22 protein-coding genes and 1 tRNA gene are annotated in these 24,669 nt (G+C 63.0%); 10 read left to right on the forward strand and 13 right to left on the reverse strand.

What is annotated here, in order from left to right; all coding sequences use genetic code 11:
* Window positions 1-13: 13 nt before the first annotated feature.
* Window positions 14-592 carry a TetR/AcrR family transcriptional regulator gene (locus FIV34_RS11870; protein ID WP_139982999.1) on the reverse strand — a complete coding sequence of 193 codons (579 nt, stop codon included), beginning with the start codon at window positions 590-592 and terminating at the stop codon, window positions 14-16.
* 210 nt (window positions 593-802) lie between these two features.
* Between FIV34_RS11870 and FIV34_RS11875 the strand changes: the two genes are divergently transcribed.
* A complete protein-coding gene (locus FIV34_RS11875; RefSeq protein WP_139983001.1) occupies window positions 803-1,627 on the forward strand; it encodes a hypothetical protein in 825 nt (274 codons plus the stop codon).
* On the opposite strand, the gene FIV34_RS11880 is transcribed toward FIV34_RS11875, so the two are convergent.
* The gene (locus FIV34_RS11880) at window positions 1,621-1,980 is read right to left on the reverse strand and encodes an ankyrin repeat domain-containing protein (protein WP_170207609.1); all 360 of its coding nucleotides are present in this window, start codon (window positions 1,978-1,980) and stop codon (window positions 1,621-1,623) included. The two genes, FIV34_RS11875 and FIV34_RS11880, sit on opposite strands and share 7 nt — an antisense overlap.
* A gap of 413 nt (window positions 1,981-2,393) precedes the next feature.
* On the opposite strand from FIV34_RS11880, the gene FIV34_RS11885 reads away from it, so the two are divergent.
* Entirely contained in the window at window positions 2,394-2,795 is a 402-nt protein-coding gene (locus FIV34_RS11885; RefSeq protein ID WP_139983005.1) for a hypothetical protein, read from the forward strand.
* Between the two features lie 359 nt (window positions 2,796-3,154).
* Here FIV34_RS11885 and FIV34_RS11890 read toward each other — a convergent pair whose 3' ends face one another.
* Entirely contained in the window at window positions 3,155-4,336 is a 1,182-nt protein-coding gene (locus tag FIV34_RS11890; RefSeq protein ID WP_139983007.1) for an MFS transporter, read from the reverse strand.
* A gap of 288 nt (window positions 4,337-4,624) precedes the next feature.
* Between FIV34_RS11890 and FIV34_RS11895 the strand changes: the two genes are divergently transcribed.
* Window positions 4,625-7,171 carry a P-loop NTPase fold protein gene (locus tag FIV34_RS11895; protein WP_139983009.1) on the forward strand — a complete coding sequence of 849 codons (2,547 nt, stop codon included), beginning with the start codon at window positions 4,625-4,627 and terminating at the stop codon, window positions 7,169-7,171.
* Between the two features lie 209 nt (window positions 7,172-7,380).
* On the opposite strand, the gene FIV34_RS11900 is transcribed toward FIV34_RS11895, so the two are convergent.
* Window positions 7,381-8,463, reverse strand: coding sequence for an ankyrin repeat domain-containing protein (locus FIV34_RS11900; protein ID WP_139983010.1), 1,083 nt, complete (start codon window positions 8,461-8,463; stop codon window positions 7,381-7,383).
* Window positions 8,464-9,267: 804 nt separating this feature from the next.
* Here FIV34_RS11900 and FIV34_RS11905 point away from each other — a divergent pair.
* Window positions 9,268-10,398 (forward strand): RNA-guided endonuclease InsQ/TnpB family protein, encoded by a 1,131-nt coding sequence (locus FIV34_RS11905; protein ID WP_139983012.1) that lies wholly within the window; start codon window positions 9,268-9,270, stop codon window positions 10,396-10,398.
* A 156-nt stretch (window positions 10,399-10,554) separates the two neighbouring features.
* On the opposite strand, the gene FIV34_RS11910 is transcribed toward FIV34_RS11905, so the two are convergent.
* From FIV34_RS11910 to FIV34_RS11935, 6 genes are all read right to left on the reverse strand, one after another.
* The gene (locus FIV34_RS11910; RefSeq protein WP_139983014.1) at window positions 10,555-11,067 is read right to left on the reverse strand and encodes a hypothetical protein; all 513 of its coding nucleotides are present in this window, start codon (window positions 11,065-11,067) and stop codon (window positions 10,555-10,557) included.
* 62 nt (window positions 11,068-11,129) lie between these two features.
* On the reverse strand, window positions 11,130-11,477 hold the full coding sequence (locus FIV34_RS11915) for a hypothetical protein (protein WP_139983016.1): 348 nt from the start codon (window positions 11,475-11,477) through the stop codon (window positions 11,130-11,132).
* 186 nt (window positions 11,478-11,663) lie between these two features.
* The gene (locus tag FIV34_RS11920) at window positions 11,664-12,788 is read right to left on the reverse strand and encodes an ankyrin repeat domain-containing protein (protein WP_139983018.1); all 1,125 of its coding nucleotides are present in this window, start codon (window positions 12,786-12,788) and stop codon (window positions 11,664-11,666) included.
* A 286-nt stretch (window positions 12,789-13,074) separates the two neighbouring features.
* On the reverse strand, window positions 13,075-14,328 hold the full coding sequence (locus FIV34_RS11925; protein ID WP_139983020.1) for a hypothetical protein: 1,254 nt from the start codon (window positions 14,326-14,328) through the stop codon (window positions 13,075-13,077).
* Between the two features lie 206 nt (window positions 14,329-14,534).
* Window positions 14,535-14,921 (reverse strand): hypothetical protein, encoded by a 387-nt coding sequence (locus tag FIV34_RS11930; RefSeq protein ID WP_139983022.1) that lies wholly within the window; start codon window positions 14,919-14,921, stop codon window positions 14,535-14,537.
* A 179-nt stretch (window positions 14,922-15,100) separates the two neighbouring features.
* Window positions 15,101-15,460, reverse strand: a complete 360-nt coding sequence (locus tag FIV34_RS11935; RefSeq protein WP_139983024.1) for a hypothetical protein — start codon at window positions 15,458-15,460, stop codon at window positions 15,101-15,103.
* A gap of 154 nt (window positions 15,461-15,614) precedes the next feature.
* On the opposite strand from FIV34_RS11935, the gene FIV34_RS11940 reads away from it, so the two are divergent.
* Window positions 15,615-15,995, forward strand: a complete 381-nt coding sequence (locus FIV34_RS11940; RefSeq protein WP_139983026.1) for a hypothetical protein — start codon at window positions 15,615-15,617, stop codon at window positions 15,993-15,995.
* Between the two features lie 231 nt (window positions 15,996-16,226).
* Here the strand turns inward: FIV34_RS11940 and FIV34_RS11945 are convergent.
* Window positions 16,227-16,298 (reverse strand) — tRNA-Met (locus FIV34_RS11945).
* Window positions 16,299-16,859: 561 nt separating this feature from the next.
* On the opposite strand from FIV34_RS11945, the gene FIV34_RS11950 reads away from it, so the two are divergent.
* On the forward strand, window positions 16,860-18,470 hold the full coding sequence (locus tag FIV34_RS11950) for a site-specific integrase (protein ID WP_139983028.1): 1,611 nt from the start codon (window positions 16,860-16,862) through the stop codon (window positions 18,468-18,470).
* Between the two features lie 87 nt (window positions 18,471-18,557).
* Here the strand turns inward: FIV34_RS11950 and FIV34_RS11955 are convergent, their stop codons facing one another.
* Complete coding sequence (locus FIV34_RS11955; protein WP_139983030.1) at window positions 18,558-19,862, reverse strand: hypothetical protein; 1,305 nt, start codon at window positions 19,860-19,862, stop codon at window positions 18,558-18,560.
* A 31-nt stretch (window positions 19,863-19,893) separates the two neighbouring features.
* The gene (locus FIV34_RS11960; RefSeq protein ID WP_139983032.1) at window positions 19,894-20,511 is read right to left on the reverse strand and encodes a hypothetical protein; all 618 of its coding nucleotides are present in this window, start codon (window positions 20,509-20,511) and stop codon (window positions 19,894-19,896) included.
* Between the two features lie 101 nt (window positions 20,512-20,612).
* Here FIV34_RS11960 and FIV34_RS11965 point away from each other — a divergent pair, with 101 nt between their 5' ends.
* Genes FIV34_RS11965 through FIV34_RS11980 form a run of 4 tightly spaced genes read left to right on the forward strand, consistent with a single transcriptional unit; the run spans window position 20,613 to window position 24,646 of the window.
* Window positions 20,613-22,406, forward strand: coding sequence for a P-loop NTPase fold protein (locus FIV34_RS11965; protein WP_139983034.1), 1,794 nt, complete (start codon window positions 20,613-20,615; stop codon window positions 22,404-22,406).
* A gap of 4 nt (window positions 22,407-22,410) precedes the next feature.
* A complete protein-coding gene (locus FIV34_RS11970) occupies window positions 22,411-23,031 on the forward strand; it encodes a DUF6988 family protein (protein WP_139983036.1) in 621 nt (206 codons plus the stop codon).
* Entirely contained in the window at window positions 22,962-24,248 is a 1,287-nt protein-coding gene (locus FIV34_RS11975; RefSeq protein WP_139983038.1) for an RHS repeat-associated core domain-containing protein, read from the forward strand. The genes FIV34_RS11970 and FIV34_RS11975 overlap by 70 nt, the downstream gene beginning before the upstream one ends.
* A gap of 8 nt (window positions 24,249-24,256) precedes the next feature.
* Window positions 24,257-24,646: a hypothetical protein gene (locus tag FIV34_RS11980; protein ID WP_139983040.1), complete on the forward strand. Its 390-nt coding sequence runs from the start codon at window positions 24,257-24,259 to the stop codon at window positions 24,644-24,646.
* Window positions 24,647-24,669 lie beyond the last annotated feature (23 nt).

Raw genomic sequence — 24,669 nt, forward strand, 5'->3', positions numbered from 1 at the left:
CCCGACACCGGGGTCAGTCCCGAACGCCCGCGAAGTGGAGCGCGCCGGCGAGTCCCGCTTCCAGGATGGCCGAGGCCTGGCGCCGGTCACCGGTTGCCCGGCTCATCATGAGGCAGCCGCTCATCATCCCGTAGAGCGCGGTGGCACGGGAGACCGCATCGGCCCGGGGCATGTCTGGCCATTGGTCTGCAAGCGTGCCGAGCAGTGCATCGAGGCCGTCTGCATAGGCGCGGCGCACACGGGGCGAGTGGCGTGCGATGTCGGCCGCCATGGCCGCCGTCGGGCAGCCGCCGCCGGGGCGGTCGCGGTGGGCCGTGGAGAAGTAGGTGCGGATGATGTCCTCAATTCCCCGCCCTTCCCGGGTGTGCGCGTCGAGTCGCTCGCGGCGCTCGTCCATGGCGTGGCGGACCGCTTCAGCGGCGAGTTCCTCTTTCGACTCGAAGTGGTGGAAAAAGCCGCCCGTCGTCAGGCCAAGCGCCGACATGACAGCGACGACGGTGTGGTTTTCTAGCCCCTCCTCCCGGAATCCCCGGGACGCGCTGGTGATGATGCGCGTACGGGTCCGCGCCTTGTGTTCTGCCGAGTAGCGCATCGGGTGTTGTGCCTCGCTGGAAAGTCCCGCGCGTCATGCGCGGCCGGCGCCGAGCATCGGGGCTTTCGCCACGCACACTTGTCTGCATCACCCGCTCTTGACCGTGGGTGATGGTGTTTCGGTCCGGCACGCCCTCGCCAGACGCCCGGGACGTCGATATCCTTTCCTGACATGGAGGGGATATTCGTGCCCCGAAGGGAGGGACCCACGATGCAAGGCAGGCAAACCCGGGAAGACACGCGAATCGCCGCCTGGACACGCAGGCAACGTTACCGGGACCACGACGAACTCATTGATGCCGTTTTGCGCTCGCTCAGGGCACTGCCCGCAATCGGAGCAGGACTCATCGGAGCATCGGCCATCGCCACGATTGTCGGCGCGTTTTACCTGCAGGCCTTTCTCGAAGCACTCGGCGCCGGCTGGGCAATGGACTTTGTCCCGTACGCCACGATGCTGCGGACCGGGGCGCTCGCCATCAGCCTGGTCACCCTTGCGACCATCTTCTGCCTCATCTGGGCAGCACGGCACCCGGGCGGCTGGGTGGTCAACAGCAAGGTCTTCTGGGGTGTGATGGTGGCGGTTCTCGCCGTATTGATGCTTCGTTCCGTGAACCCGGCGTGGGCGGCAGCGGGCAAGCGCATCCTGGACATCACCCTCCCGTTTGGCGTGTCGCTGCTTTTTGGCATGGTCGCCACGCTGGTCATTTCCACGCGCCCCCGCAACGCCGAACACCGATCCATCGCCGTCGGCTTCGGGGTCATCCTCGTGCTCTCGGCCCTGTTCGTCCTGCCCTGGCAGCAGGGTCAGCTTGACGCGATGGGGCTGCTCAACAACGGTCCGACACAGAGCCACCCCCTGGCCTGTGCGGGTGACGATGCGACGCCGTGGCACCTCGTCCGGCCCATGGGCACATCCGTCCTTCTTGCCCGCATCAGCGACCATCACCTCTCGACGGTCCGCCTCGCTGCCGGTGAATCGGTCGTCATCCTCGGTGCTGCATCGCCTGCGGCACCCTGCCCCGCGAGCCGTCACTGACCAGGGACTTCCTTGCCAAGGCGAACGAGCAGCGCAGTCATCGCGGATGGCAATTCATCCCACTGCCAGCGCGCCCAATGAGTCGTGTCACTGAGCGGGGCAAGCAGGCGAACACATGCGGCTCGCCGGTACCGTGCTGCGCGCCAGAGTGGTTCGGCATTGCGGGCCTGGGGGTCGCTGACCGGAAGAAGGAGTTCCGCGCAGCGCGTTTTCCCACGGTGTGCTGCATGCACGAGTGCTGTTGAGTGGTGTGCCCCCGGGATGACGTCAGGGTCGTTGAGGAGCGCTTCAATCAGCCGTGCATCGCCATCCCAGGCGGCGTCACACAGCATCCGTTGCAGATGCGGGTTCATTCGGGCCTCCATGCCCTCGGGTTGTGCCTTTAGTCGTACCAGAGAATGGAGGGCTGTCAATCCACCCGCGACGCTCCGAACCATCGGCCGGACGAATCCAGTGAGACGAGCGCTTACATCATCCTTGCCCCACTTGCTTGACTTGAACGAGGCTTTCGCGTGCGCGGTGTGGAATAACAGAAATTCGACAGGCCCATCCCGCGTCCGTCATCGCCCCGGTAGTGTCGCCAGGCAGCGGGGTTGAACTGACCGGTCATCTGTGACGGTCCGTTGGATGATTGGAGCTTTGCTCATGAATCGTTGCATCAAGTGCGACTGGAGGAGGCGCATTTGTGGCAACAGCCGGAGTGAAGCAACGGGGCGGGTGCGCAGGGCAGATGACCGACGCGCGATTTCATCACGAGGGCGGGCACATGCAGACGACGGTCCACCGGCTTACTGCAATCACGTTTTGCAACGGCTACTGGTTTGCGGTCCTCGAATTTACCGTCTACAGCCGCAGCGGCTCCTCCCCTCCCCCTGGGCTTGCCACAGGCCGCTTTTACCTCGTGCGCGCGTTTACCGGACGCTACCAGGCGACCCCGTTCAACTCGGCTGACGAGGCGCGACGGGCCGTTGACCATCTCGTTGACGCCGCCGCAAACCAGGTGCTTTACCTGCCTGAGAGTGAATGGCATGCCGATTCCGGAGCATGCGTGCCTGAAGCGTTCGGGCCCCGCGAAAAAAGCCGGACGGACCCGACGGAAGCTTGGATGGAAATCTCGCTGCTTGGCCCTCCCGGGGACATCCTGACCAGCCCGGCCGTGCTGACATGATGCGCCGGACGGCCCCCGGCGAGCGGACCTCGCACGGCGTGCCCACGGCGCGTCGATGCCTGGCGCTGCTCTTGCCCATGGCCCTCCAGCTCCCACAGGGCACACCGTCGGACGGCCCGGTTGCCGGCTCGTTCGAGCATGACTTCACTTTTACCTGCCGGGTCGGGCCACTCGTGGTCTTTCGCGTGGGACCGGAGCGGCACGATGCGCACCGCGTGGCGCGGAACATCACCGTCCGGACGCTCGAGGACGGCCGCGTCGAGTGGCGCTTCCAGCGCGGACGCGTTCACGCCGACACGGCAGAAGTCATCGTCGCCGGCGCAAACGTGATGTGCGAGGCGGCACCCGGCGAGGCGCAGTCAGGCCGCCGCCAGACGGAGCTCCGCACGGCGTGCCAGACGGTCGGTCACCCGGACACCACCGAGGGCGAGCAGAGCGATGAGGCCCGCTGCGACCGGCAGGTCGGCGAGACCCAAACCGGATGAGAGCAGGCCTCCGCCGACGCGGGCACCGAGCGCGATGCCTGCATTGAACGCGGCAATATTGAGGGTCGACACAAGGTTCGGCGCCGCACCACCGAAGCGCATGACGTTGACCTGCAGCGTCGGCACGGCGGCAAACGTCACCACGCCCCAGGCAAACCAGCCGAACTCGGCCGTGACCAGGGTCGGCGACAGCCAACGGAGGGCGACTGAAGCGACGGCAATGGCGAGTGCGATGATCGTCAGCGCGCGGATGATGCCCTTGTCGGCAAGACGGCCGCCGAGGACGTTGCCAAGCGTCAGGCCGAGGCCCAGGAGGACGAGGCTCCAGGTGATGCCATTGGGCGAGACACCGGTGAGCTCGCCGAGCATGGGTGCGGCGTAGGTAAACAGGGTGAAGATGGCGGTGGCAAAGAGCACGGTCGTTGCCAGTGCCGACCAGATGCGTGCGTCGCCGAGGGCCCGGAATTCGGTCCCCACATCAACTTTCTGCTCATCATGGCGGCGCGGCAGCAGACGCCACAGGCCGACCAGGGCCAGGGCACTGACAGCGGCGATGAGCCAGAACGGCGAGCGCCAGCCGCCCCAGTGGCCGATGGCGGTGCCGATGGGGACGCCGATGACATTGGCAAACGTCAGGCCCGCGAACATGACCGCAATCGCCGCGCCCTGGCGTTTGGGCTCGACGAGGCCTGCGGCAAACACCGCGCCGACACCAAAGAAGGCACCCTGCCCGAGCGAGGCGACCACGCGGGCAAGCATAAGGACGCCGTAAAAAGGCGCAATGGCACAGAGCAGGTTGCCAACAAGGAAGACCGTCATGAGCAGCATGAGGGTGACCTTTCGCGGGAAGCGCGCCGTCAGGACCGCCAGTAGCGGACCACCGATGGCAATGCCGAGCGCATACCCACTGACCAGCCAGCCTGCGGCGGGAATGGAGACGGAAACACCTCGTGCGACGTCGGGGAGAAGACCGAGGATGACGAATTCGGACGTGCCGATGACGAAGGTGCTGAGGGTGAGGAGATACAGCGCGAGGGGGAAGCGGCTCTTGTCCACGGGACGTCCAGGGATGGGTGCAAGCGCACCACATGATGCCCCTCACGCACCGGTACAAGCGCGGGAAATTCCTCGCCCTTGCACAGCCCGCACACGTCAGCCGTTGTGTCCCATCGGGTTGGCGTGTTTTTCGCCAGATATTGGAATATGACTTATGCACTGCGGTGCGAGGTGTGCCTGGCCAGGCCACTGCGGCTGGGAAACGCGCCCGTGTTGCGAAAACAGGTCCGCTCAACAATTCCTCCGGCCGGCCGATAACCCGCCATCACGCTACGGAATGCTTTGACCATGTCGCCCAAGACGCCGCGCCGGCCATTTCCCAAGACCCTTGCCTTCATCCAGGATGCGCCAGCCAAGAAGGACTCGTTTGGGGGTGCGCACCGACGTATTGCATCGCTCATCGCGCACAACATCGTGTCGAACGACACCATCAAGGTCGTCGGCCTGCTGGGGCCCTGGGGCAGCGGAAAGTCGACGGTCGTGGCGCTTCTTGGCCGCCGGTTGCATCGCGCCAAAGGTCGACACCACTGCGAAGTGTTCACATTCGACGCTTGGATGCACCAGAGCGATGCACCACGGCGTTCGTTCATCGAAACCCTGGTGGCCTTCTTTGCTGGCCTCAAAGACCACGCCTATGCCACGTGGCGGGACGACTTTGACCGAATCATCGGTCGCTCGGAGCGCACCCGAACGATCGAGGTACGCCAGATTCCAAAGCGCTTCGTGCCAGTCGTGTATGGCGCGCTCGGGGTGCCGGTGGGCACACTTCTGCTGGGTCGGTGCGATGTGCTTGGCAGGGCGTGGCCGTCGATTGGTGCCGGATGGATTGCCACAGTTGGTACGCTGTGTATGTTCGCCCCGCTCGCCGCCGCTCTTTATGTGAAATGGTTCTCCGTCGCCCCGGACAATGAACCGGGTGCGGCCAGGGAGCGCCTCGAACACCCAAAGACAGACGAGGAAAAAGCCGAAGATAAACAATCGCCTTTCTTGTACGCATTGCGCGAAGAGGCAAAACACACTACCCGGCGCATTATCAAGGACCCCGTGCCGACGACGATGGAGTTCCAGCGTTTGGTGCGGAAAATCATCCACGCGGGATTGACGGAAGTCGATGCCGAAGAAGGACAGACGGGTCGCCTGCTCGTGGTCATCGACAACCTCGACCGCTTGCCGGACGGCGACGCCATCGAGCTGCTGGCCACGATGCGAAGCCTCTTCCTCGGCCCGGATGGCCAGACGCGGAGCGACCAACTCCGGGGCGTCACCATCCTAGTACCTCTCGATGACAGCGCGTTGCGTCGCCAGCACAAGGAGCATGGTGCCGTTCTCACCGAAGCATTCATTGACAAGACGTTTGATTTGACAGTGCGCCTGCCGCGCCCGCTCTTTACCGAATGGCGGAGCCACTTCCGCTCAAGCATCGAGCGAATGTTCGGCGGCTGGATGGATGCGGACACTGTGAGTGTCCTCGAGCGCCTCCTGGACTCGGAACTTGCCCGTAACGAACACCCTGTCACGCCCCGGCGAATCAATGCCATCGTCAACCGCTTCGGCGTACTCTGGCTGCTGTGGGCGCGCCATGGCGCAGGCTGTGCGGCGATGCTCCATTACGCCATCAGTCAAGCGGAAATCGACGCCGACATCTGGCGCATGACCGAGGGCCAGCCCCTGCTTACAGAACTCGAACCCGACTGGGCCCAACAGGTCTGCGCCATGCACTTTGGCGTCAGCCCCGACACCGGCGTTGACGTCCTGATAGAGCGGGCGTTGCCCAAGGTCATTGAGAAGGAAGACAGTAAGGCGTTTTCAGGGATGGCGTACAAGGCTGGTTTTCCTGGCACGTTCTACCGTTTTGTCGCTGCGTTTTTGCAACCGACTGAGGCCCGCATCATCCTCAACTCGGCCGCCCTTGCAGCAACACTTGCTGATTCTTTGCGCGACCGGCTACGCGAAGCGTTCGACTTGTTGGCACAGGCACTTGCCCGCAGCATCGGGGACAGCGATGTAATCAACCGGACGCAGGTCCTTGCCGACATGATACTGAACACGTCTCTCGATGCGAGGCTGCTGTTGGTCAATCTGTACCTGCAACGGCTCGGACCTGGGCAGAGGCAAGCACCGGGACAGACGGCGTTTTATGGCCTGCTTGATCTCGTGCGTGCACTCGAGACGTCTCTCGCCAATGATAGTGTGCCCTCCGTAGGCCCACATCGGCCTATCCTCATTCACGGCACGGCTGCCAACCTCCTGAACGTGCTGAACGCCTTGGGTGCGGACAGTCCTGCCCTACCCTTCCTGGACACCGAGGGCGATATTCCCGGCGAACTGTTGCGCTACGCCGACTCTCCGGAATTTGAAACACTCTTTCGCAGCGTGCTTGCCCGGCGCATCGAAGTGCAGTGGGGGACGGAGTTCGTCAAAGAGCTTGGGCGGAGCATGAACGGCGCTGGACCGATACCAAGTGTGTCGGCCGTCTATATATTGGTGCGGCTCTGCAAACTCGGTGACAGGGACGCGCTGAAGGAAGCGTCCCCCGCCATCGCCGCTAACGGCCGTTGCGAAACGTTGTTCACCAATGCCTTCGAGCGGGGGAAGACGCGGAATTTTGCCCGAGTGCTCGTTGCCTTCCTTGTGTTGAATGACGGTAAATTCCCCACCCTCCCAGAGCCTGTGAACCGCTGGTGCGACCTTCTTCCCGAGCTGCCGGAGGAACTGGCCGATGCACTGGACCTGATGACCGATGATGGCGGTGCAAGCCTCGCGACACTCGACGCCATGGCTGCGATTGACCCACGGCTTGCCGTTCGGGGTAATCCGGAGGCTACCGAGGCGTGAGCCAGGCCGCTCGCGCTGTCTTTTTCCTGCATGGCTTGACGTCTTCTGACACCGGTTCGGTTGTGCCGCTTGATACAGACGCAGGTCACAAGGACGACGTTTGCGGCCCGCTACAGTTCGGCACCCCACGGAGCGGCCCCATGCGCGGCATCTGATTCAGGCAATGTGGCTGGTCTCCGTGAGACGCCGCCCACTCGGGCGACGGCAGGTCAGAGTCGCTTTTGCGCCGGCGTCCCGCTGTCGGAACCGGCCGGCGCAAGCCCATCGTCAAGACCCTTCTGCTCGAAAACGGCCCGGACCGCAGCAGTTGCAACGTCGAGCGGTGTCTGACCTTTGTTGTTTTTGACATCGAGCGGCAGACCCAAACGCAGAAGCCATTCTGCAATGCGGGGAGACTTCGTGATGTGGAGCAACGTGTTGCCCTTGTCGTCCTGGGCACCCAAAAAATCCGTCGCCGAGGCAAACGCCGGCAGCATGAGCGGCTCGCCGTCCGGTCCGCCAAAGCCGTCGTCCCCACCCTCCTCGCCGTCGATGAGGACGGCCAACCCAAGGGTGGTGAGCTCCCTGAAAAAATACTTCCGGCCTTCCCGCTCGATGGCGTAGGGATGGCGCAGGTCGAACGTGTGGCCACCGAGTCCGATAAGGCGACTGACGCGTGAGGCGTCCCTTGTGTACACGGCACTTGCAAGAAGCCGTGCCGCGCTGAAGCGGGCGATGAGGGGATGGCGACCGGCATGGGAGAGGACCGAGCTTGCCACCTCGGGCTTGAAATAGCCGATTGCGGCCATGTCGTCTCTCAGCCAGGCGGGCAGTAGTGTCTCCCACTCGGTGTCGGGGACCATGGGCTCATCAATCGCAAGGTCGAAGGGGGCACCCGCGTCCTCCATGGCGGCAAATGCCGCGACGACGCTGGGTTCGAGTGGCGCACCTTGGTCGTGCAGATAGCTGGCAACCGGTCCCTGGAAGGCAAATGACATCAGGGTCCGGCCTTTCGAGTCGACCTGGTTGATGTCGCCCCCAAGGTTCAACAGCAGCGGGACCAGCAGCAGCTGGTGGCGGTCGGAATCGACCAGCACGGCAAGGGACATGGCCGTCAGGTCTGTCCATTCATTGTCGTCACCGCAGTCGAACTCACCGCACTCGTTGTGCAGCCCGGCGCCCAACCCGACTTGCTGGACGATGTCCTGGAGGACACCGTCCGGGTCGTCGAGCATCGAGACCAGCCTTCGCGTCGCCTTATCGGGCCTGGTGGTCGTGGTCGTCTGGGGCAGGCGTTCGGGCATGGTCGTCATGGGAGGCATCCTTGTCGGGAAATCTCCAGCCTGGCGTGATTTTGCCGTTCGTCAAGGGGGACTCGGACAACGTAGCGGGCCGGGGGCGGTCCGCGTTACGTGTTACGCAAGCGAAGCGTTACGAGTAACAAAAGAACGCCGGACGCGCGGCATTCTGTCTTGCACGACACGTGGTCCGGCCGCTTGACGGAATGCATTCCCGACGCACAGTGGAGCTCCCTCCCCTTCAAAGGTGCACCCCATGTCACTAACCCTCTTTTTCTACACCATGGCCGGATGGGCCATCGGCTTCTGGACACGCCACTTTGCCGAGCACGAGCTCAACAAGCCGCTGGCCTCGGAAAAAACGCCCTGATCCTTATCTCTCTCCGCGCCTGGCTGACCGCGCAAAAGTTGGGGCACATCGCGTGCCCCAACCTTCGCTGCACCTACTGGAACGGCCACTGGAGAACGAGTCCGAACACCGCCCCGAAAAACAGCATCATGCACAGATCACACGTACGCAGCCATTTCGGCTGGATGTTGGCCAGCAGGTACGAGGGGTCAATCCACCACCAAGAAACCCGGATGGATTCGACCCTTTTGTCCCCGGATGCACTGCAGAGTGGTTCGCGGCAAATCTCCTACCTCATGACGTAGCTCGTTCCGTGCTTTTTCGTCCCGCCCTTGTCGATGCCCCGCAGGTCATTGCCGCGACATTCTGCCCAGTCCCACGTGCCCTGAGGCCCCTTGACGATCGACGGGACCTCGTTACGTTGGAAAGTGACCCAACCAACGACAGGCCCTTTGGTGACAAACGCGCTCATGCAGACAGTGACTTTGCACCTGAAGGTGCAGCCCAATGCATGGGCATGGCTCGACCAGGCTTGCCGTGAGGTCAACACCGCGTGGAACTGGGCCAATGAAACCAGCCGTCGCGCGATACAAACCTATGACGATGGCGGCCGGTGGTTGTCGGCCTATGATTTGGACAAGTTGGCCGTCGGCGCAGGGGACTGCTTTGAGCGCATCGGCAGCGATGTGATTCAACGGGTCAATGCAGAACTTGTCACACGGCGCATCCAGTTCCGGAAGCCGGTCTTGCGGTTCCGGGCCAGTGGTGGGCGACGACGGGCGTTGGGGTGGATCCCGTTCAAAGCGGCAAATCTACGCCTGAAGGGAAACCGCCTCAGATTCATGGGCAAATCCATCCGCTTGTTCGAGATGGACCGGTTTTTGGAACACCGGTTGATGGCAGGCGCAAAGCTTGGCTCTGGCAACTTTGCGCAAAACGCGCTTGGCGAATGGTTCCTCAATGTGCCGGTGCAAATGCCTTATCCGGCAGGCACCACGTTTGACGCCAATGGGATCCCGCAACTGCCGGTGGCGCCCATCGAGTGCCTCGGTATCGATTTGGGGCTGAAAGCGGTGGTGACGACCAGTGAAGGACAGGTTTTCGAACCCAACCGGTCATACCGGGACAACGAGGCAAAGCTTGGAAACCTGCAGCGGGCGGGACACAAGAAGCAAGCGAAACGGCTCCACCAGAAAATCAGGAACCAAAGGCAGGATTACAACCACAAACTGTCCAGCGCCCTGGTCTCCCAAGGACAATGGATCAAAATCGGCGACGTCAGTACAGCGTTTCTTGGCGCAGGCACCCGGGCGAAATCTGCCCGGGATGCCGCGCATGGACAGCTCAAAGCATTTTTGCACTACAAGGGCCATCGGGCCGGCAGAAGTGTGGACGTGGTCGATGAGAAGTACACGACGCAGACCTGCAGTGCGTGCTTGTCACGCACAGGCCCGAAAGGGTCGACCGGGCTGCGGGTAAGGCAGTGGATTTGTTCCGCGTGTGGAGCAAGTCACGAGCGGGACATCAATGCCGCTCGCCTCATCAAGGCTGCTGCGCCGAGATGCCGGCGTCCGATTGCGGGAACGAGAGAGCTTCGTTGAAGGCGCTGGTTCGTGTCGGCCGTCCCCGGCCATCGCGAACAGGGAAACGCGCCTTCAACCCAGCGAGTCATGAGCACCGAAAGATATACCGTCACGTCCGATCATCGACTTTTGAGCACGACGAGCCGCCGTCTGCGTACCGGGCAGCGGGTGAACTCAATTGCCCAACTCATGCGACAGCGCAAAGGCGTCCGCATCATTGGTCCGGGAGTCACCCTTGAACTGGTGCATCTCCCCGTCGAGGTCTGCGTAGTCGACCTCGATTTTCATGTCGACCATTGTGACCAGGCGCAGTGCCTCTTTTGTGCACAACAGCGCAACGTCGGTCGCTTTCGTCTGGGCAAGGAACGGCACTTCATGGTCGACCTTGAGCCACGCGCCCTCCTTCGGCCAGGACCGCGCAAAGCACATCGGGTTGAGGCCGGCGGCCTTGGCGGCGTCTGCAAGCGGACTGCTGCCAAACCCATGGAACGTCTGCCCGCTGACGGTGATGCGGATGTCCTTGAGAAGGGCCGGCCCAAGTCCGTCGTTGTCGAGGTAGAGCCCGGTCCGCATGCCGGGACCCTCGGTGTACGGGGTGATGATGACGTGTGGCCGGACCGCCAGATTGCTGTAGTGGCGGGATGTGGCGGCCTGGTAGACGGAGACGCCAAGGGCAATTCCGGCCATGACAACGGAAAGGACCGGGAGCGTGAGGAAACGGGCCCCGAACCGTGAGCGCGTCTTCCTCGTCATAGCCGTCCGACCGCGTGCTTTTTCCCGCAGCCGAGGCATTTGCGGTAGGTCCCGAAGCGGCCGTGCCGCTCCTGCCCAAGAAGGCAACTGCACACAAAGCAGATGTCAGTGTCGCCACGGGTCCAGCGCCAGTAGCGAAGCATGCGGCCGGCGTAAACCAGCAACGCAACAACACCGGTCCCCAACGCAAGGTCGTCTCCCACGCCCGGGAGGAAAGGCTGCCCACCCATGGCCACAGGCAGACTGCCGAGCGCGTCCATCGCGACGGCCAGAATGATGCCGGCAACGAAGACCAGCACGCCTGGTGCCGCAAGGCGCAGGACCATTCTTGTCTCGTAACTCATCGGACCCTCCCCCTGGTTTGGGCAAGGGTGCACGGGCCGGGTCTCAGATGCTGCGACGGTTGGGTTGGCCGTCCATCATGACCGGCTCCGGCAATCGGAGAGGCCGACCTCGGAGAAGCACTCAACCCGTGCTCGTGCCGGGGATGCATCGGACCACCCCGCCCGGTTGCAGACGGGCACTCCCGGTCAGAGCCGCTGCCTGCTCCGTTCGTGCCCTGTTTGCTCTGCTGCCGGCACATCGTTCACCGTTTGCCTGAGCCTTGCCTGTTCGAGGACGGTGCGCACGTCCTGCGGCATATGAGGGACCTCAAACGGTCGCTCACCGGCATCGTTGGTGGCATCCAGGGGCAATCCGTGGTCGAGCAGCCATTCGGCCATTCTCGGCGCACGGCACAGATGCAGCAGCGTGTTGCCCTGCCCGTCCTGTGGTCCGGTCAGGGGCACCCGCCCGGCAAAGAGCGGCAACAGGTTCGGCTTCCCGACACGCTCAAAGAACTCCTCGTCAGACGGCGGGGCGCCAGTCGCCTCCCCGTTCAGGCAGTCGGCCAGCATCGCAAAGCCCACCGCACCGATTCCGTCGAACGTCTCCGCCGTTGCCCCGCGTTCAAAAACGAAGTGACACCACCTTCGCCCGTGTGCGCCACCGAGCTCAAGGAGCCGGCTCACACGCACCACATCGTCGTGCCAGACGGGGTCGTCCATGAAGACGGCCGGATTGAGCCTCGCGGTCATGGGCGGCCCACCCGGCCGCCAGGACGCGCCAGGGTCTTCGGGCACCCCCTCCCGGAAGTAGCCGAGGCGGTCCATCTCGTCCTTGAAGATGCCCATGACCAGTGCCTCACACTCGTCGTCGGGGATGGGGTCTGGCCAACGTGTGACGGCCTCGCCTGACGCCTTCGGCGCCAGACCCAAGACGGGCGCATGGAGGTCGGGCAGCGGGCCTTCGGGCTCGGGTGCGCCATACGCACGCAGGTAATCGGCGACGAGGGGGTGGAAGGCAAAGGAGAGCAACGTGCGGCCCTTTGAATCGACCTGGCGGATGTTCCCACCGTGGTTGAGCAGGAGCGGTGTCAGCAGCAGTTGCCCGTGGTCGGCGTCGAGCAGCACGGCAAGCGAGACAGCGGTGAGATCCTCATACACCATCCCGTCGACCGCCTGATACCTGTCCCCCTCCACGTTGGGGTCGGCGCCCTGATCGAGGACCTCCATCAAACTGGCAAGGTCAAAAGTGCTGAGCCATTCCAGAAACAACGTTTGAACATCCGCCGGGTCAGGTCGGGTGGTTGTTTGTACAAGCGGTGGTGTCGTCATGGAGAACGTCCTGCAGGGGAATCCATCCAAGCTAACGACGATTGGCACGTCGTCAAGGGCGTTGGCAATACGTCGATGGGCCGGTCACGGCTCGCCTATGTGCAGAGCGTCACCCGTAACGACTGGTGCGCGTTACACGTGACGTTTCATGCAGCTCCAGCACATTGGTTGCCATCACAATGCTGAACCGACGGTGCACGACGGCGAGGGCTCAAGCTCTTGCGCACCGACGTCCTTCAGACTTCGGGGCCCGCGATGCTGAGACTCCGGACCTGGACCGGACGCGCTACAACCGCCCGGACCTGCGCACCTCACCTTTGGCCGTCGCCAACGTCTTCGACAGATGATGGGCTTCGATGAGGCGCCCGATGGACGAGGGCAAGACATCGGCGGGAAGGCGTCCGGCAAGGTCCGGAACATCGTGCGGGGCACCGTGCTCGAGCAGCCAGCGGGCGACGTCAGGGTGATGGGCGAGGTGCATCAGCGTCCCGCCCCCTTCCGCATGCATGCCACCGGCCGGGCCCGCTTCCATCATGTGGGCGAGCGCGGCAAGGGAGCGTTTCCCGAGTGATTGGTCGTCCTCCCCGCCAAAGGCCTCGCAGGCAATGAGGGCGGCAAGGCCCAGTGCGGAGATACGCGCGAACCGCCAGGCACCACCCTCCTCGGGGATGTCATATGCGTAGCAGAGGGTGGAGATGTCCGCGCCGAGCGCCACGAGCCGGGAAACGTGGTCGGACCTGCCCTGTTCGAGCGCATCGCGAAGAGCGGTGCGGAGGCTCATCTCCACCCGGGGTGCGGGGCGGTCTTGCGCGCCGAACACACCAAGGTTGTCCATCAGCAGCCGGCCCGCCTCTGCAAGACGCCCCTCGTTGCCGAGGGCCACGAGGTCGGCCGTGATGCGAATGGACGCTTCGGCCCGTTGCTGGTGGATTTTTGGCAGCGCACGGAGCGCATCGCACGTGTCACCCGGCATCACGTGATGCCAGTGGGATTCATGGAAGACCGCCGAGCCGGGCATGGGGCTGCGCTCCGCACTTATTGCACGGACGCAGGCGAGGATGGACGGCTCATGGCCGTGGAGGTCGACAAATGCAAGGGGGATATCGTCGTCGAATGACGCAATACCCGGTTCCGCGCTGAGCGCTGCAAGCAAGGGTTCTTTCATGCCCTCTTCGACCGGGACACCGGCTTCGAGGAGATACCGCGCAACACGCCGTGTCTTTGCGAAGTGCAGCAGGGTCCGGCCTGCTGAATCGACCTGGTTGACGTTGCCGGTCCGGGACAAGACAAGGGGCAGCATGAGGAGCTGGTCGCGCCTGGAATCGACGAGGGTTGCCAACGACAGCAAGGTGAGGCGCTTTAGCCGGGCCTCCCGGGGGTCGTCCCAGAAGTAACCCTCCATCGCACCGTCGAGGCCGTCGGCGAGATGCTCGCTGGCGCCTCGCACATTGCCCGAGGCGATGGCTGACCGACAGGGCTCAGAGAGCATCCCGGGTCTTTTGACGTGGGTGTTGCGGCGAAGGCGTCGTCGGATGGTCATGGTCGGGGTCCCTGGGAGATGCCCCACCGTAGGGTCGAAGGCCGGTGTGGGAAACATGCGTGCGACCGACTGCCCATCGCATTGACCACGCGGTGTTGCGCCGTGTCCGTGCTGCGACCGAGGGTCACCAACGACGGGGATTTATCACCGGAAAGACAGGATGGTTGGCTTTTCGGTTATATGCACGACCGACCCGTCCGGTCGTCTCAAAGACGCCGCGTTTCCCGTGACGTGTGTGCCTGGGGAACCCCGAGCCCGAGATGGGCCTTGTCCCGCAGCGCACGCAGACGGTGGTCTTCGTCACCGGCAATGAGGATGAGTTCATCGGCGGTCACGGCACCTCGTTCGACCGCCTTGCAAAAGATGTCCGCACCTTTGGTGTCCAGCCATTTCCCGATGTGCCAGCGCAAATCGAGTGCGGCATCGGTCAATGTGTCACAGGCCACGGCATCAATGTCGGAGGAGAGGAGGATGAACTTTGTTCCCGTCTGCCAACCTGCCTTCGATTTCCTGGCCTTGATGACGCGCCGGCCGATGAGGCGCCCGAGCCGGACGCACACGTCGAGGTACACCTTGTCGCTCGGGAATGGCATGGGGAACGTCCGTTCGTTGGGGAATCCCCACCGTAACGTCGGATGACCGACCGTCAAGGGGCATGACCGTGGGCAGCCTGGACGACGCCATGCGACAGGCGACGCTCGATATAACCAGAGAGCCAAACCCTTCGCGCGCTTCAGGCGAGCGCCACAACAGGCGCGCTGCACGTCCCGGTTCACACCGCGTCAGTGGTGGGCCGGGTCCTCATTTGCCTGTCCGTCCGGGGAACCGAAGACATCGTCCCAGAGCTTGCGGAACGCTTCGCCTTGCAGGGGTGCGAGATGCCGCAGGGGACTCGGCGCCGGGACGGGTTCGCGTCCGAGGGGAATGTCAAGCCCTGCGGGACGCGTGGCACCGGGTCGGGCACGGGAATGAGGGCACCGGGTGGCAGGACGGCGGCGCGCCCGAGCACGTCGGAGAGACTGGCGAGGGCGGAGAGCACACGGCGGTGGGCGAGTTCGTCTTTCGCCTCAATCACCCAGCCTTCAGGGGTGGTGATGCGGTAGCCGGTGGTGGGGGTGGTGTTGGTGGTCATGGGAATTCCACTACAGAAGGAAAAAAGTGCGGCGACAGGAAGGCGCCTTCAATGATGTGCCCGCATCCAGAAACCATCGCGCGTGATTCGAAGCGTGGCAGAGCCGCTCGCCGAATCGGCATAGCACTGATGCGCCGTGCAACCGCATTCGGGGATGACCACCCATGCCGTGATGTGCATCCTTCCATCAAAGTACAAGGACGACACCATGCTCACTGATTTTCTGTCTGATGCCGGCATTGGCTGCCTCATCGGTGTCGTCGTCGGGCTGCCGCTTTGGCCCGATGCCAAGCCCGACGCGTTCAAATGGGCGCTGGCACTCGCCTTTCTCGTCGGCGTCGCTTTCGCCCTTTGGCCTGCAAGATTCCCACGGTTCGACGCCTCCATCGCCGGCCTTGCAGGCGTCCTGACTCCCATTCTGTGGAGCCTCATCCATGGTGCCGTCTGCATGCTGGGCGCACTTCCTGGCCTCATTGTGTCACCCGGCTTCCGATGGGTATTGCGACGCGTGGCTGGCGCCCTGGGTGGGCGCTGAGCCCGAGACTGCCCGTGACACTGCCTGACCGCAGTCATATCCGGCAGCGAAGGCGATGAAGATGCCGAGGCCGATGAACGCGCCAAGAAACACCCGCCGCTCCCCCGTGGTCAGACATGTCCAGCCCGAGAGTGCCGCATGCGTGAACGAGCCCGGCCGCGTGCACCCCGAGCGCTCCTTTCGTGTTTTTGAAACTGCAGACATTCAAAACCTCCGGGTTGGTATTGACGGATGCGGAGGGTGGAATCGAACCACCGGTCTCCGGGTCATGGGCCCGGCGAGCTGCCACTGCTCCACTCCGCATAGAAAAAAACATGGGTTTGGCAATGCGACAATCTGTCCTCGACCTTTTTTCCGGTTTTTTCGAGGTGGGTTGAACATTTCCCTTGCGGGACCGTTTTTGCGGAAACACCTGGCCGCCATAGGTATTACTAGTACTTGACGGAACTGCCGCCCACCGCGCCCGGGCAATCGCATTGATTCGTTTCATTTTTTTCTTGGATTCCCGAGGGAATCCAACGCTACCGCCAAACGGCCAACCCATTGATTCGCCGTGATCCGCTTGACGGGTTCGATGGTGACTTTCTCGCACCCGTCGACACGCACCCCGATGCAAAGAATGCATATCCGGACGTCCATCTGAAATTTCGCATTTCATGCAGACATCGAATCCGTCGCTGTCATCGCAGCCCTTGATTGACTGCATGAAACACGGGTCCTTGTTGCAAAAACAAATGCGCAATCCTGGAAAAAAAGCCCGCACCTTAGCGTCGGTGCCCAGGCCGCATTTCCCTTCCACGGGTGTACTTGACAGGGTCGGAAATGTTGCTTGGATGGAAGAAACCCCAACCCAAGGACATCCCCATGCACCCGTTCAAACCCAACCCCGCCCAGACCGCCCTTGCCGCTTCGACCGCCGCACTCTCCCCACCGCAAGACCATCCCGCTCCCCGCTTTTTTGTCCAGGGGCCGAACGGCATCAGCATTGAGGTCGGCAGCTTCGACGAACAGCTCCGTGCCCTTACCGTCCTCAGCCACACGATGTCCCAGGCCGCCCTGCTCTCGCCCTTCGCAACCCCGCCTGCACCGTCCATGACCCATGACCTGTATGCGTCCCATGAGGCGGCCAGGCGGACACTCGACGGGGATGGCATCGGTACCGGTATCCAGACCATCGATGAGGACGGTTACCTTGAGGGGGCGGCCCCTGCGGCGCGCCGCATCAAGCAAAGCCCGTTCGGCCCGGCCCGCTATGCAAAGCCCCAGCGCATCGCGGATTCCTCGCACCGCGCGGTCACCGAACTGATGGACGAGTACATGGCCCAGCTGCCCTCGTCTTGCATGCTCAACGAAAAGGGCCAGTACGAGTGTGCGACGGCATTGAAGCTCTACCTTGAAGTGACCGGTGACAAGCCGCTCTTGGGCGTGACGCGGCTCGACGCCCAGGCGTTCGTGCGGACGATGGAAAAGTGGCCGAAGGACGCCACGAAAAAACCTGCGTACAAGGGGCTGACGGTCGCCCAAGTGCTCGAGACCGCCGACAAGATTGGTGCCAAGCGCCTCTCCCCGGTGACGGTCAACAACAAGGTTGCCTTCGTGCGGGGCTTTTTCGAGTACGTGCGCCTGACGAACGGGTTGCGCTTCAATCCGTTCGACTCGGTCGCCCTCCCCGCGCCGGTCGCCCAGTTCGTGCGCCTGCCGTTTACCGCGCCGGAGCTCGCCTCCATCTTCCACCCGGCCCACCTCAAGCGTCTTTTGGCCCCGCAGGGATACTGGCTGCCGGTTCTCGCCCATTTCACGGGTGGACGGCTGCGGGAGATTTCGCAGCTGTATGTCGATGACATCGAAATCATCCTCGGCATGCCGGTCGTGCATTTCTCCGACCGGTTTCCCGGTCAGCAGCTGAAAAACGAGTCGAGCAGGCGAGTGGTGCCCTTGCATGACGAACTCATCGACCTCGGCTTTCTCGACTATGTGGCCACGGTCCGGGCCAAGGGGTACCAGCGGCTCTTCCCGGGCATGGGCTGGTTTCATGGCGACGCGGGCTTTCTGATGGGCAAGCGGTTGAACGAAACGTATTACCCGAAAGTCTGCGGCCTCGGACCGGGCAAGACCTTCCACTGCCACCGGCATCATTTCATCGACCAGGCGGCCAAGTCCGGCCTTGTCGACGCCGACATCGCACGGCTGACCGGCCACAAGCTCCAGGCACAGTCGGTCATCCGCAGGAACTATGTGCAGTCGTCGACGCTGGCGGTGCGAAAGGCGCATCTGATGAGCATCCCGCTCGCGCCCATCTTCATCCCGCCGTACAACCCCGCGCAGTTTGAGCCGCACTTCGTACAGCTCGAGCGGAACCTGCGGTTGGTCGAAAACAAGAAAGCGCCCCGACCGTTGAAGGTCATCACCATGCCGCCCCGTAAGAAGCTCCCGCCCGCGCTTTCGGACGAAGGAAGCGAAGACGATGGGGAATGAGGTGTGCGGTGCAGGCAATAAAAAGGGGCCGGATGGCCCCTTTCTGCTTGCAAGAACGGCTTATTCATCATTCCGAGAATATCGCCATCACTTCAGGCCCGGCGGCGGCAACGATGCGCGCGGAAGATAGCCATGGATCGATCTCGGGCCGTCGAAAACGATCTGTCCAGAGTGTTGGCTGTCTTTGAGAATTTTGACCACGTTGACGCTTGCACCGCCCTTGTCCGTTCCCATGAACAAATGGCCGAAGCGCTGCAGGTCCGGCAAGACAATCTCAATCGTCGATGCGTCCAGGCTTATCCAGCCGTCCACGTCCTTCCCGAAATGAGAGCCGCTGAAGGCGTTGAGAATCACATCGACCAAACGGTGGCAGATCACCGTCGACAGGTCGACCAGCGTCCGTTCGGGCATCCCCGCACCGAACCGTTCCTCATGCGAGAGCTGTGGCGCAAGCGCAGACACGGGTACGCAAACCGCTCCGGTTTCGAGAATATCTGACCGCGCATTCGCTCGACGACTGGCCTTTGCTCGCCTTGTCGAGCGTGCGTAGCCGAGATAATGGAGCCAGTTAAAGTATTGAATGCCCGAGGGCGCACCGGAACCTGCCTCAAGGTCCCGGAGCCTTCTCTCGGCCTTTGACTTCTTCTCACGCGCCGAAGTGGACTCATCCAACCAAGCCATGAATGCCGCATCGTCGAGTGCACTACTCTCGGCGGGCCGTTCGGGCAGGGGCACATCAGCAATCACTCTTGCAGCTGCATACTCTGCCCGTCGCTGTTCACTCAGATGCTGGACCGCCATGATGCGGCGTGCTGTCTGCGCAAGCGTTGCCATCTGCGTCCGTCCGACAAGGTCGCCGTTCTTGTCGAACCTCGCCCGGTGCACGTCGATGTGGTGCAGCCCGGGTTCGACGCCGGATAGGGGCGAGAGTCCGGCGACGGGCCATAGCGGTTGATACGGTGCAGGGGGCACCATCGCGGAAGTGGTCTTCTGCGTCGGGCGCGACGCTTCAAACCGCTTGGCCTGGAACAACGCGACGCGTGCCGTATCGGGCCCGGTCCAGATGACCAGCGCGAAATCAGCGCCACTGTCAGCCTCGTTGTCCTTGGAGGTCGCCGTACGACTCTTGCTGTATTGTGCCCACGCACACTTGTGCTGCTCGGTAAAGCGCACTGCCTCGTCCATGGTCTCGGTAAATATTCCAAGGCACAGGGGATAGGCAGCGGCAAAGCCGCCAAGGAGCGCACCGCTGATTTCCTCCTCATCCAAACGCTCGAGCATGCCCGTGGCTGTCATCTGGTTGATGACATGCCGGAACGTCGCCTCGATGGGCGGGGGAACGATTCCGCATACAGCGAACAGGCCGAGCAGCTTCTGCCTCAGGTCATCCATGACACCCTCCCTTTGATGGGCCAACTTTAGTTCAAAGACGCCGGCGTGTCCCCAATACGCGGGACGGGTGGATAGAAGCTTCGAGATACCGCCTCTCCTCGCTTTCGTCCCACTCCTTGCAATACCGGAGGAACCGGTCCCGGCACCGCTCACCCGGGGTCACGCAAGCCCGCTCGACCTCCCGCATGAGTTCCACCCAGTCGGGCGGCAGGTCGTCCCGCCGAAACGGTGGCCAGTGGCCGACCAGGTCCCGCGTCCAGTCCGTGTCGAGGGAGTACCGTGGCTGCGGCGTGGCCCATTCCCGCATCTCCGCCCGCATCATTGCCCCGCCGCCCCTGTAGAACGCACAGAGCAGCCGGAAATGCGTGTCTGCGGTCAACACCCATACCGCAGTGCGCTCCCACCAATTCCAGACATCGGCAATGGTGTCGAAGGTTTCGCAGGGTTTGTACAGGACCGGGCGGTCGAGCCGCCAGAAAGGAGGCTCCCCGGCGTGGACCCCGTCGGGGCGCACGACGAACAGCGGATAGCCGAGGGAGGCGAAGTACCCGACGACGGCGTCTTCGGGCGGCACGCCGCCGGATGCGGGCATGACCGGGCTGATTGGGCGGGGTTGTGGCGTCATGAAGCGCTCGCGGAGAACAGGCATGGTCATCCTGGTCACATGCAAACGCCCGTCGAGGCCGCCGCGACCGTTTGTCCTGTCCTTCCAGCCGCGACTTCTATAATCGGACCGACCAAGGAGCCCCGATGACCACTGCCCTCGCCCGTACCGCGCTGACCTGCTTTGTCACCGCCCAGCGCCCGTCGGCCATCGCCCTGACCGGCCCCTGGGGCAGCGGCAAGACATGGCTGTGGAACGATGTGGTCGCCAAGGCCGCAGTGGCCGAACCGCCGCCCTTCAAGCGCTACAGCTACGTCTCCCTCTTCGGTCTGAACTCGATGGCAGAGCTCAAAGCCGCCCTGTTCGAGAACGCCGTTGCCCCGGCGCAAGCCTCGCAGGGTGCGACGCCAGCCACGCTAGCCACCGAGATGCGGGAAGTCTTCGTGGAGGAGACCGCTGTTGGGGCAGCGTGGACCTTCGGCGCGAAGGCCTTTTGGCGGACGAGAAGGAATGCGCAGAACCTCGCCCAATTCCTGCCCGCATGGGGCGCCGCCATCCGCTCAGCGACCTTCCTTGCCGTGCGCGATTACCTCATTTGCATCGATGACGTCGAGCGCAAGGGAAAAGACTTGCCCATGACCGATGTTCTGGGGTTGGTTTCCTACCTTCGTGAGCAGCGCAATTGTCGCGTGGTGCTCATCTTGAACGAAGAAGGTCTCGGTTCAGTGGGGAACGGTGAGCGGGACCTGTTTGCCGGGTTCCGCGAAAAGGTTCTTGACCGCGAGGTCGTCTTCACTCCGACCGTCGAGGAATGCCGCGAGCTGGTTTTCGGCGGCATGACGGGCATGTCAGCGATGGCGGGAGACGTCGCATCCGGGCTTGGCATCACCAACCTTCGCATCCTCCAGCGCCTGTCACGGGCAGTCGATGAGTTCTCGCCCTTCGTCGCCAGTGCCCTTGCTGCCGTGCAGGCGTCCCTCGCGCGCACGCTCGCACTGCTGGTGTGGTGCCATTACGGGCAAGCGGCCGGGGCACCAGGTTACCTGTTTGCAAAAGAAGTATTGCTGAGCCACTTTGCAGGGCTCATGGAGACCGACAAGCTTGCCGAGCCCGAGGCTGGCTGGGTAAACACGCTGTGGGCCATGGGCGGGCAGCTTTACCACGGGCTCGTGCAGGAGGTGTGCAATACCCTCGACCGGGGCTACCTGGACGCTGACGCCGTCAACACCGCCGTCGCCGACGCGACGGCACAGGCCGAGCGCGAAGCCGCCTCCGGGTCGATGGCTGACGCATGGCGCCTTTTGCACAACACCTTTGCCGACAATAGGGCTGTCTTTGTCGACACCCTGGCAACGACGGCAACGGCGCATGCCCGCTGGTTGGGGTATGGCGAGGTCGAGACCGTCTGCGTTGTCTTGCGAAAGCTCAATGAGGCAGCCAGGGCCGATGACCTTGCCAGGGAATGGGTGCGCATCAACGCGGCCATTGACCCGGCGCGTCTTGTCGTTCCCGAGGAGCATTTCGGGCCCCGGGAGGAAGACCCCATGTTCCGCAGTGAAGCGCTGGGCCATGCCCAGGCACCCCATCGACCAACCCTTGCCGAGACCATCCGCGAACAAGTCGACAAGAGCGGCTGGAACCCCATCGACATCGAGGTGCTCTCCACGGCAACCGTGTCCGAGTACGTGACCTTCTTCATGAATGCCGGCCCCGACGAGGACCTGTCCCGGTACGTCCATGCCTGCCTTCGCTTTGCGCGAATCAACTCAACGGACGGACGGCTTCTGGCCATTGCGCAAACGGCATCCGAGGCACTTCGCATCATTGCCGCCATGTCGCCCCTCAACAAGCTCCGCGTGATGAAGTTCCCGCTTGTGAGCGCACCGACGCCGCCCGCTCCGACGCCGCCTCCCCTCAACCCGTTCGTCCAGGAAGACTGACCGCATGGAGACGACGGACCGAATCAATGAAGGTGCATCGGTTTTGTCGGATGTCCTCGACGCAACCGACCGCTTTGCAGCAGTAGTGCTGTCCATTGTCGACCGTGTGCCGTTTGACGACACCGACCGGGCGAAACTGACCATGGCTTTTCTCGGGATTGCCCATGAGCATTGGTCCGCGCATCGCGGCCTGATGGCGTCGGGTCTGTTCCATCCGGCCATCGCCCTTTTACGGCTGCAGTTTGAGGTGACGCTCAAGGGATTTTGGGTGACCCATGCGGCACCGGACCGCTGGATTGAGACGATGGGGACCGTGCGTCTGCGGCAGAGCGACGGACGCGCCTTTGAGCCCGACGTGCCAGGGATTGGCGAGCTCCTCAAAGACCTTGAGCGAACGGCGCCACCTCCCGCCGTTGCGCTGCTGTCGCTGTTCAAATCCATCGCGTGGCGTGAGCTGAATTCATTCGTGCACGGCGGCGCCCTCGCCCTTTCAAACCTCATCCACCCCATGCCGGAGGCATTCCTCGTCCAGATACTGAGGAACGCGAACGGCGTGTGGGGCGTGGGCATGATGCTGGCGGCGTCCCATTTGCAGGACAAGGGCCAGACCCACTCTACCGGCTGACCGGGATCAAAGCCGGCTCGGGCACCATCATCGAGGCCTATACCTACAACCGTACGGGCGACCGCCTGACAAAAACCGCACCGGGCCTTCTCACCGGCACCTACACGTATGCCACTGGCACGCACCACCTGACCAACGTGGGGACGACCACCCGCGTGGTCGACGCCCGGGGCAACACCACGTCCGATGTCCTCGCTTCCGGCACTTTTGGCTACGGCTACAACCAGCGCAACCGGATGACGGTGGTCCTGCAGAACGGGACGACGGTGGGTATGTACGTGCTCAACGCCCTGGGCCAGCGCATCCAGAAAACGGCAGGCGGTGTTACCACTTCGTTTGACTACACCGAGGACAGCCAGCTCATTGGTGAGGCGTCGGGAACAACCACGCGCGACTACGTCTGGCTCGGCGGCATCCCGGTGGCCATTGTTGACGGGAGCGGCACGACGTCGACCCTGTCCTACGTCGTTGCGGATGGGCTCGGCACGCCGCGTGCAGTTGTCGACGCATCGGGCACGACGAAATGGCAGTGGGCATATGCCAGCAATCCGTTTGGCGAGAATGCCCCTACATCGTCGAGCGGGTATGTCCTGAATCTGCGGTACGCCGGTCAGTATTTTGACCAGGAGTCTGGCCTAGTCCATAACGGCTTCCGTGACTACGAGGCTGCGACGGGCCGTTACCTGCAGAGTGACCCAATCGGACTCGCAGGCGGCGCGTCGACCTTTGGGTACGTGACCGGGAGGCCGCTCACATCGCAAGACCCGTCAGGCTTGGCAGTTGGCCCGCCACCTGCCGGTCCTTTCCCACCCGATGCCCCGGCACGCTTACCCGACGCCTCCGATATCCCGGAGAATATTCCTGGCGGTCCGTGGACACCGGCCAACGGGCAGCTTCCTGGCGATTTCTGGGGTCCGCAGCAACCTCAGGGCGGCAAGGTGATGTGCCGATGGGTGCCCAGGGAGGAAGATGGAGGCACCCCAGGCTCGAAGGGGTATTGGAAAACCCAGACGCCCGGTATGAAAGGATGGCAACGGTATGACCAGCAGGGAAACCCAATGACAGCCGAGGAAGCACACCCTCGTCCGTCACCCAGGCCCTCCCGCCCGGCTGAGCCAGTTGAAGAGCCGCTTCCGGAGACACCGGGTATCCCAGAAACCCCGGTTATCGAGCCGATAGAGCCGATTCCCCCGATTTTCGAACCGCCCATTCTCTGAGGCAAGCAATGTCCGACGATACGAACGATGACTACTTGAATTACTTGAGCCAATTGAGGAAGACGTTGGAGGTGGCCAGCGCTGATCCTGTCGAACAGTGCGAGATCATGGGCTCCTACAATGCCCCTTGGGAATTGAAGACAGATGCCGGGGACTTTATTGGCTCGGTTCTTTCGTTGCAGCGAGGCCAACTCAATGCGGCGACTGTCGACCGACTCACCGAGTTCAAGCGTTTACTGCAAGACCTTCCCGATGCGGCCGTTATCCCCGAAGGCGAAAGCATGACGACATTCGCGGGCTGTCTTGTTGCATTCAAGCACCCTTCGTGGGTTCCGGTCCGGCAGTCCGCAAGTGAGCTGTTGTCCATCGTGTCGGACCCTTTCGCCGAACCGCGATAGGGCATCCTCTCCAATTGCCGGCG

The organism is Luteibacter pinisoli (assembly GCF_006385595.1).
Taxonomy (GTDB): domain Bacteria; phylum Pseudomonadota; class Gammaproteobacteria; order Xanthomonadales; family Rhodanobacteraceae; genus Luteibacter; species Luteibacter pinisoli.

Coding starts and splice junctions, on each gene's coding strand:
- FIV34_RS11870 (WP_139982999.1), bottom strand. CDS start 592: ATGCGCTACTCGGCAGAACACAAGGCGCGGACCCGTACGCGCATCATC.
- FIV34_RS11910 (WP_139983014.1), bottom strand. CDS start 11,067: ATGGCCGGAATTGCCCTTGGCGTCTCCGTCTACCAGGCCGCCACATCC.
- FIV34_RS11955 (WP_139983030.1), bottom strand. CDS start 19,862: ATGGATGACCTGAGGCAGAAGCTGCTCGGCCTGTTCGCTGTATGCGGA.
- FIV34_RS11915 (WP_139983016.1), bottom strand. CDS start 11,477: ATGAGTTACGAGACAAGAATGGTCCTGCGCCTTGCGGCACCAGGCGTG.
- FIV34_RS11970 (WP_139983036.1), top strand. CDS start 22,411: ATGGAGACGACGGACCGAATCAATGAAGGTGCATCGGTTTTGTCGGAT.
- FIV34_RS11935 (WP_139983024.1), bottom strand. CDS start 15,460: ATGACCACCAACACCACCCCCACCACCGGCTACCGCATCACCACCCCT.
- FIV34_RS11965 (WP_139983034.1), top strand. CDS start 20,613: ATGACCACTGCCCTCGCCCGTACCGCGCTGACCTGCTTTGTCACCGCC.
- FIV34_RS11940 (WP_139983026.1), top strand. CDS start 15,615: ATGACCACCCATGCCGTGATGTGCATCCTTCCATCAAAGTACAAGGAC.
- FIV34_RS11960 (WP_139983032.1), bottom strand. CDS start 20,511: ATGCCTGTTCTCCGCGAGCGCTTCATGACGCCACAACCCCGCCCAATC.
- FIV34_RS11925 (WP_139983020.1), bottom strand. CDS start 14,328: ATGACCATCCGACGACGCCTTCGCCGCAACACCCACGTCAAAAGACCC.
- FIV34_RS11880 (WP_170207609.1), bottom strand. CDS start 1,980: ATGAACCCGCATCTGCAACGGATGCTGTGTGACGCCGCCTGGGATGGC.
- FIV34_RS11895 (WP_139983009.1), top strand. CDS start 4,625: ATGTCGCCCAAGACGCCGCGCCGGCCATTTCCCAAGACCCTTGCCTTC.
- FIV34_RS11930 (WP_139983022.1), bottom strand. CDS start 14,921: ATGCCATTCCCGAGCGACAAGGTGTACCTCGACGTGTGCGTCCGGCTC.
- FIV34_RS11905 (WP_139983012.1), top strand. CDS start 9,268: ATGCAGACAGTGACTTTGCACCTGAAGGTGCAGCCCAATGCATGGGCA.
- FIV34_RS11875 (WP_139983001.1), top strand. CDS start 803: ATGCAAGGCAGGCAAACCCGGGAAGACACGCGAATCGCCGCCTGGACA.
- FIV34_RS11885 (WP_139983005.1), top strand. CDS start 2,394: ATGCAGACGACGGTCCACCGGCTTACTGCAATCACGTTTTGCAACGGC.
- FIV34_RS11980 (WP_139983040.1), top strand. CDS start 24,257: ATGTCCGACGATACGAACGATGACTACTTGAATTACTTGAGCCAATTG.
- FIV34_RS11900 (WP_139983010.1), bottom strand. CDS start 8,463: ATGACGACCATGCCCGAACGCCTGCCCCAGACGACCACGACCACCAGG.
- FIV34_RS11950 (WP_139983028.1), top strand. CDS start 16,860: ATGCACCCGTTCAAACCCAACCCCGCCCAGACCGCCCTTGCCGCTTCG.
- FIV34_RS11920 (WP_139983018.1), bottom strand. CDS start 12,788: ATGACGACACCACCGCTTGTACAAACAACCACCCGACCTGACCCGGCG.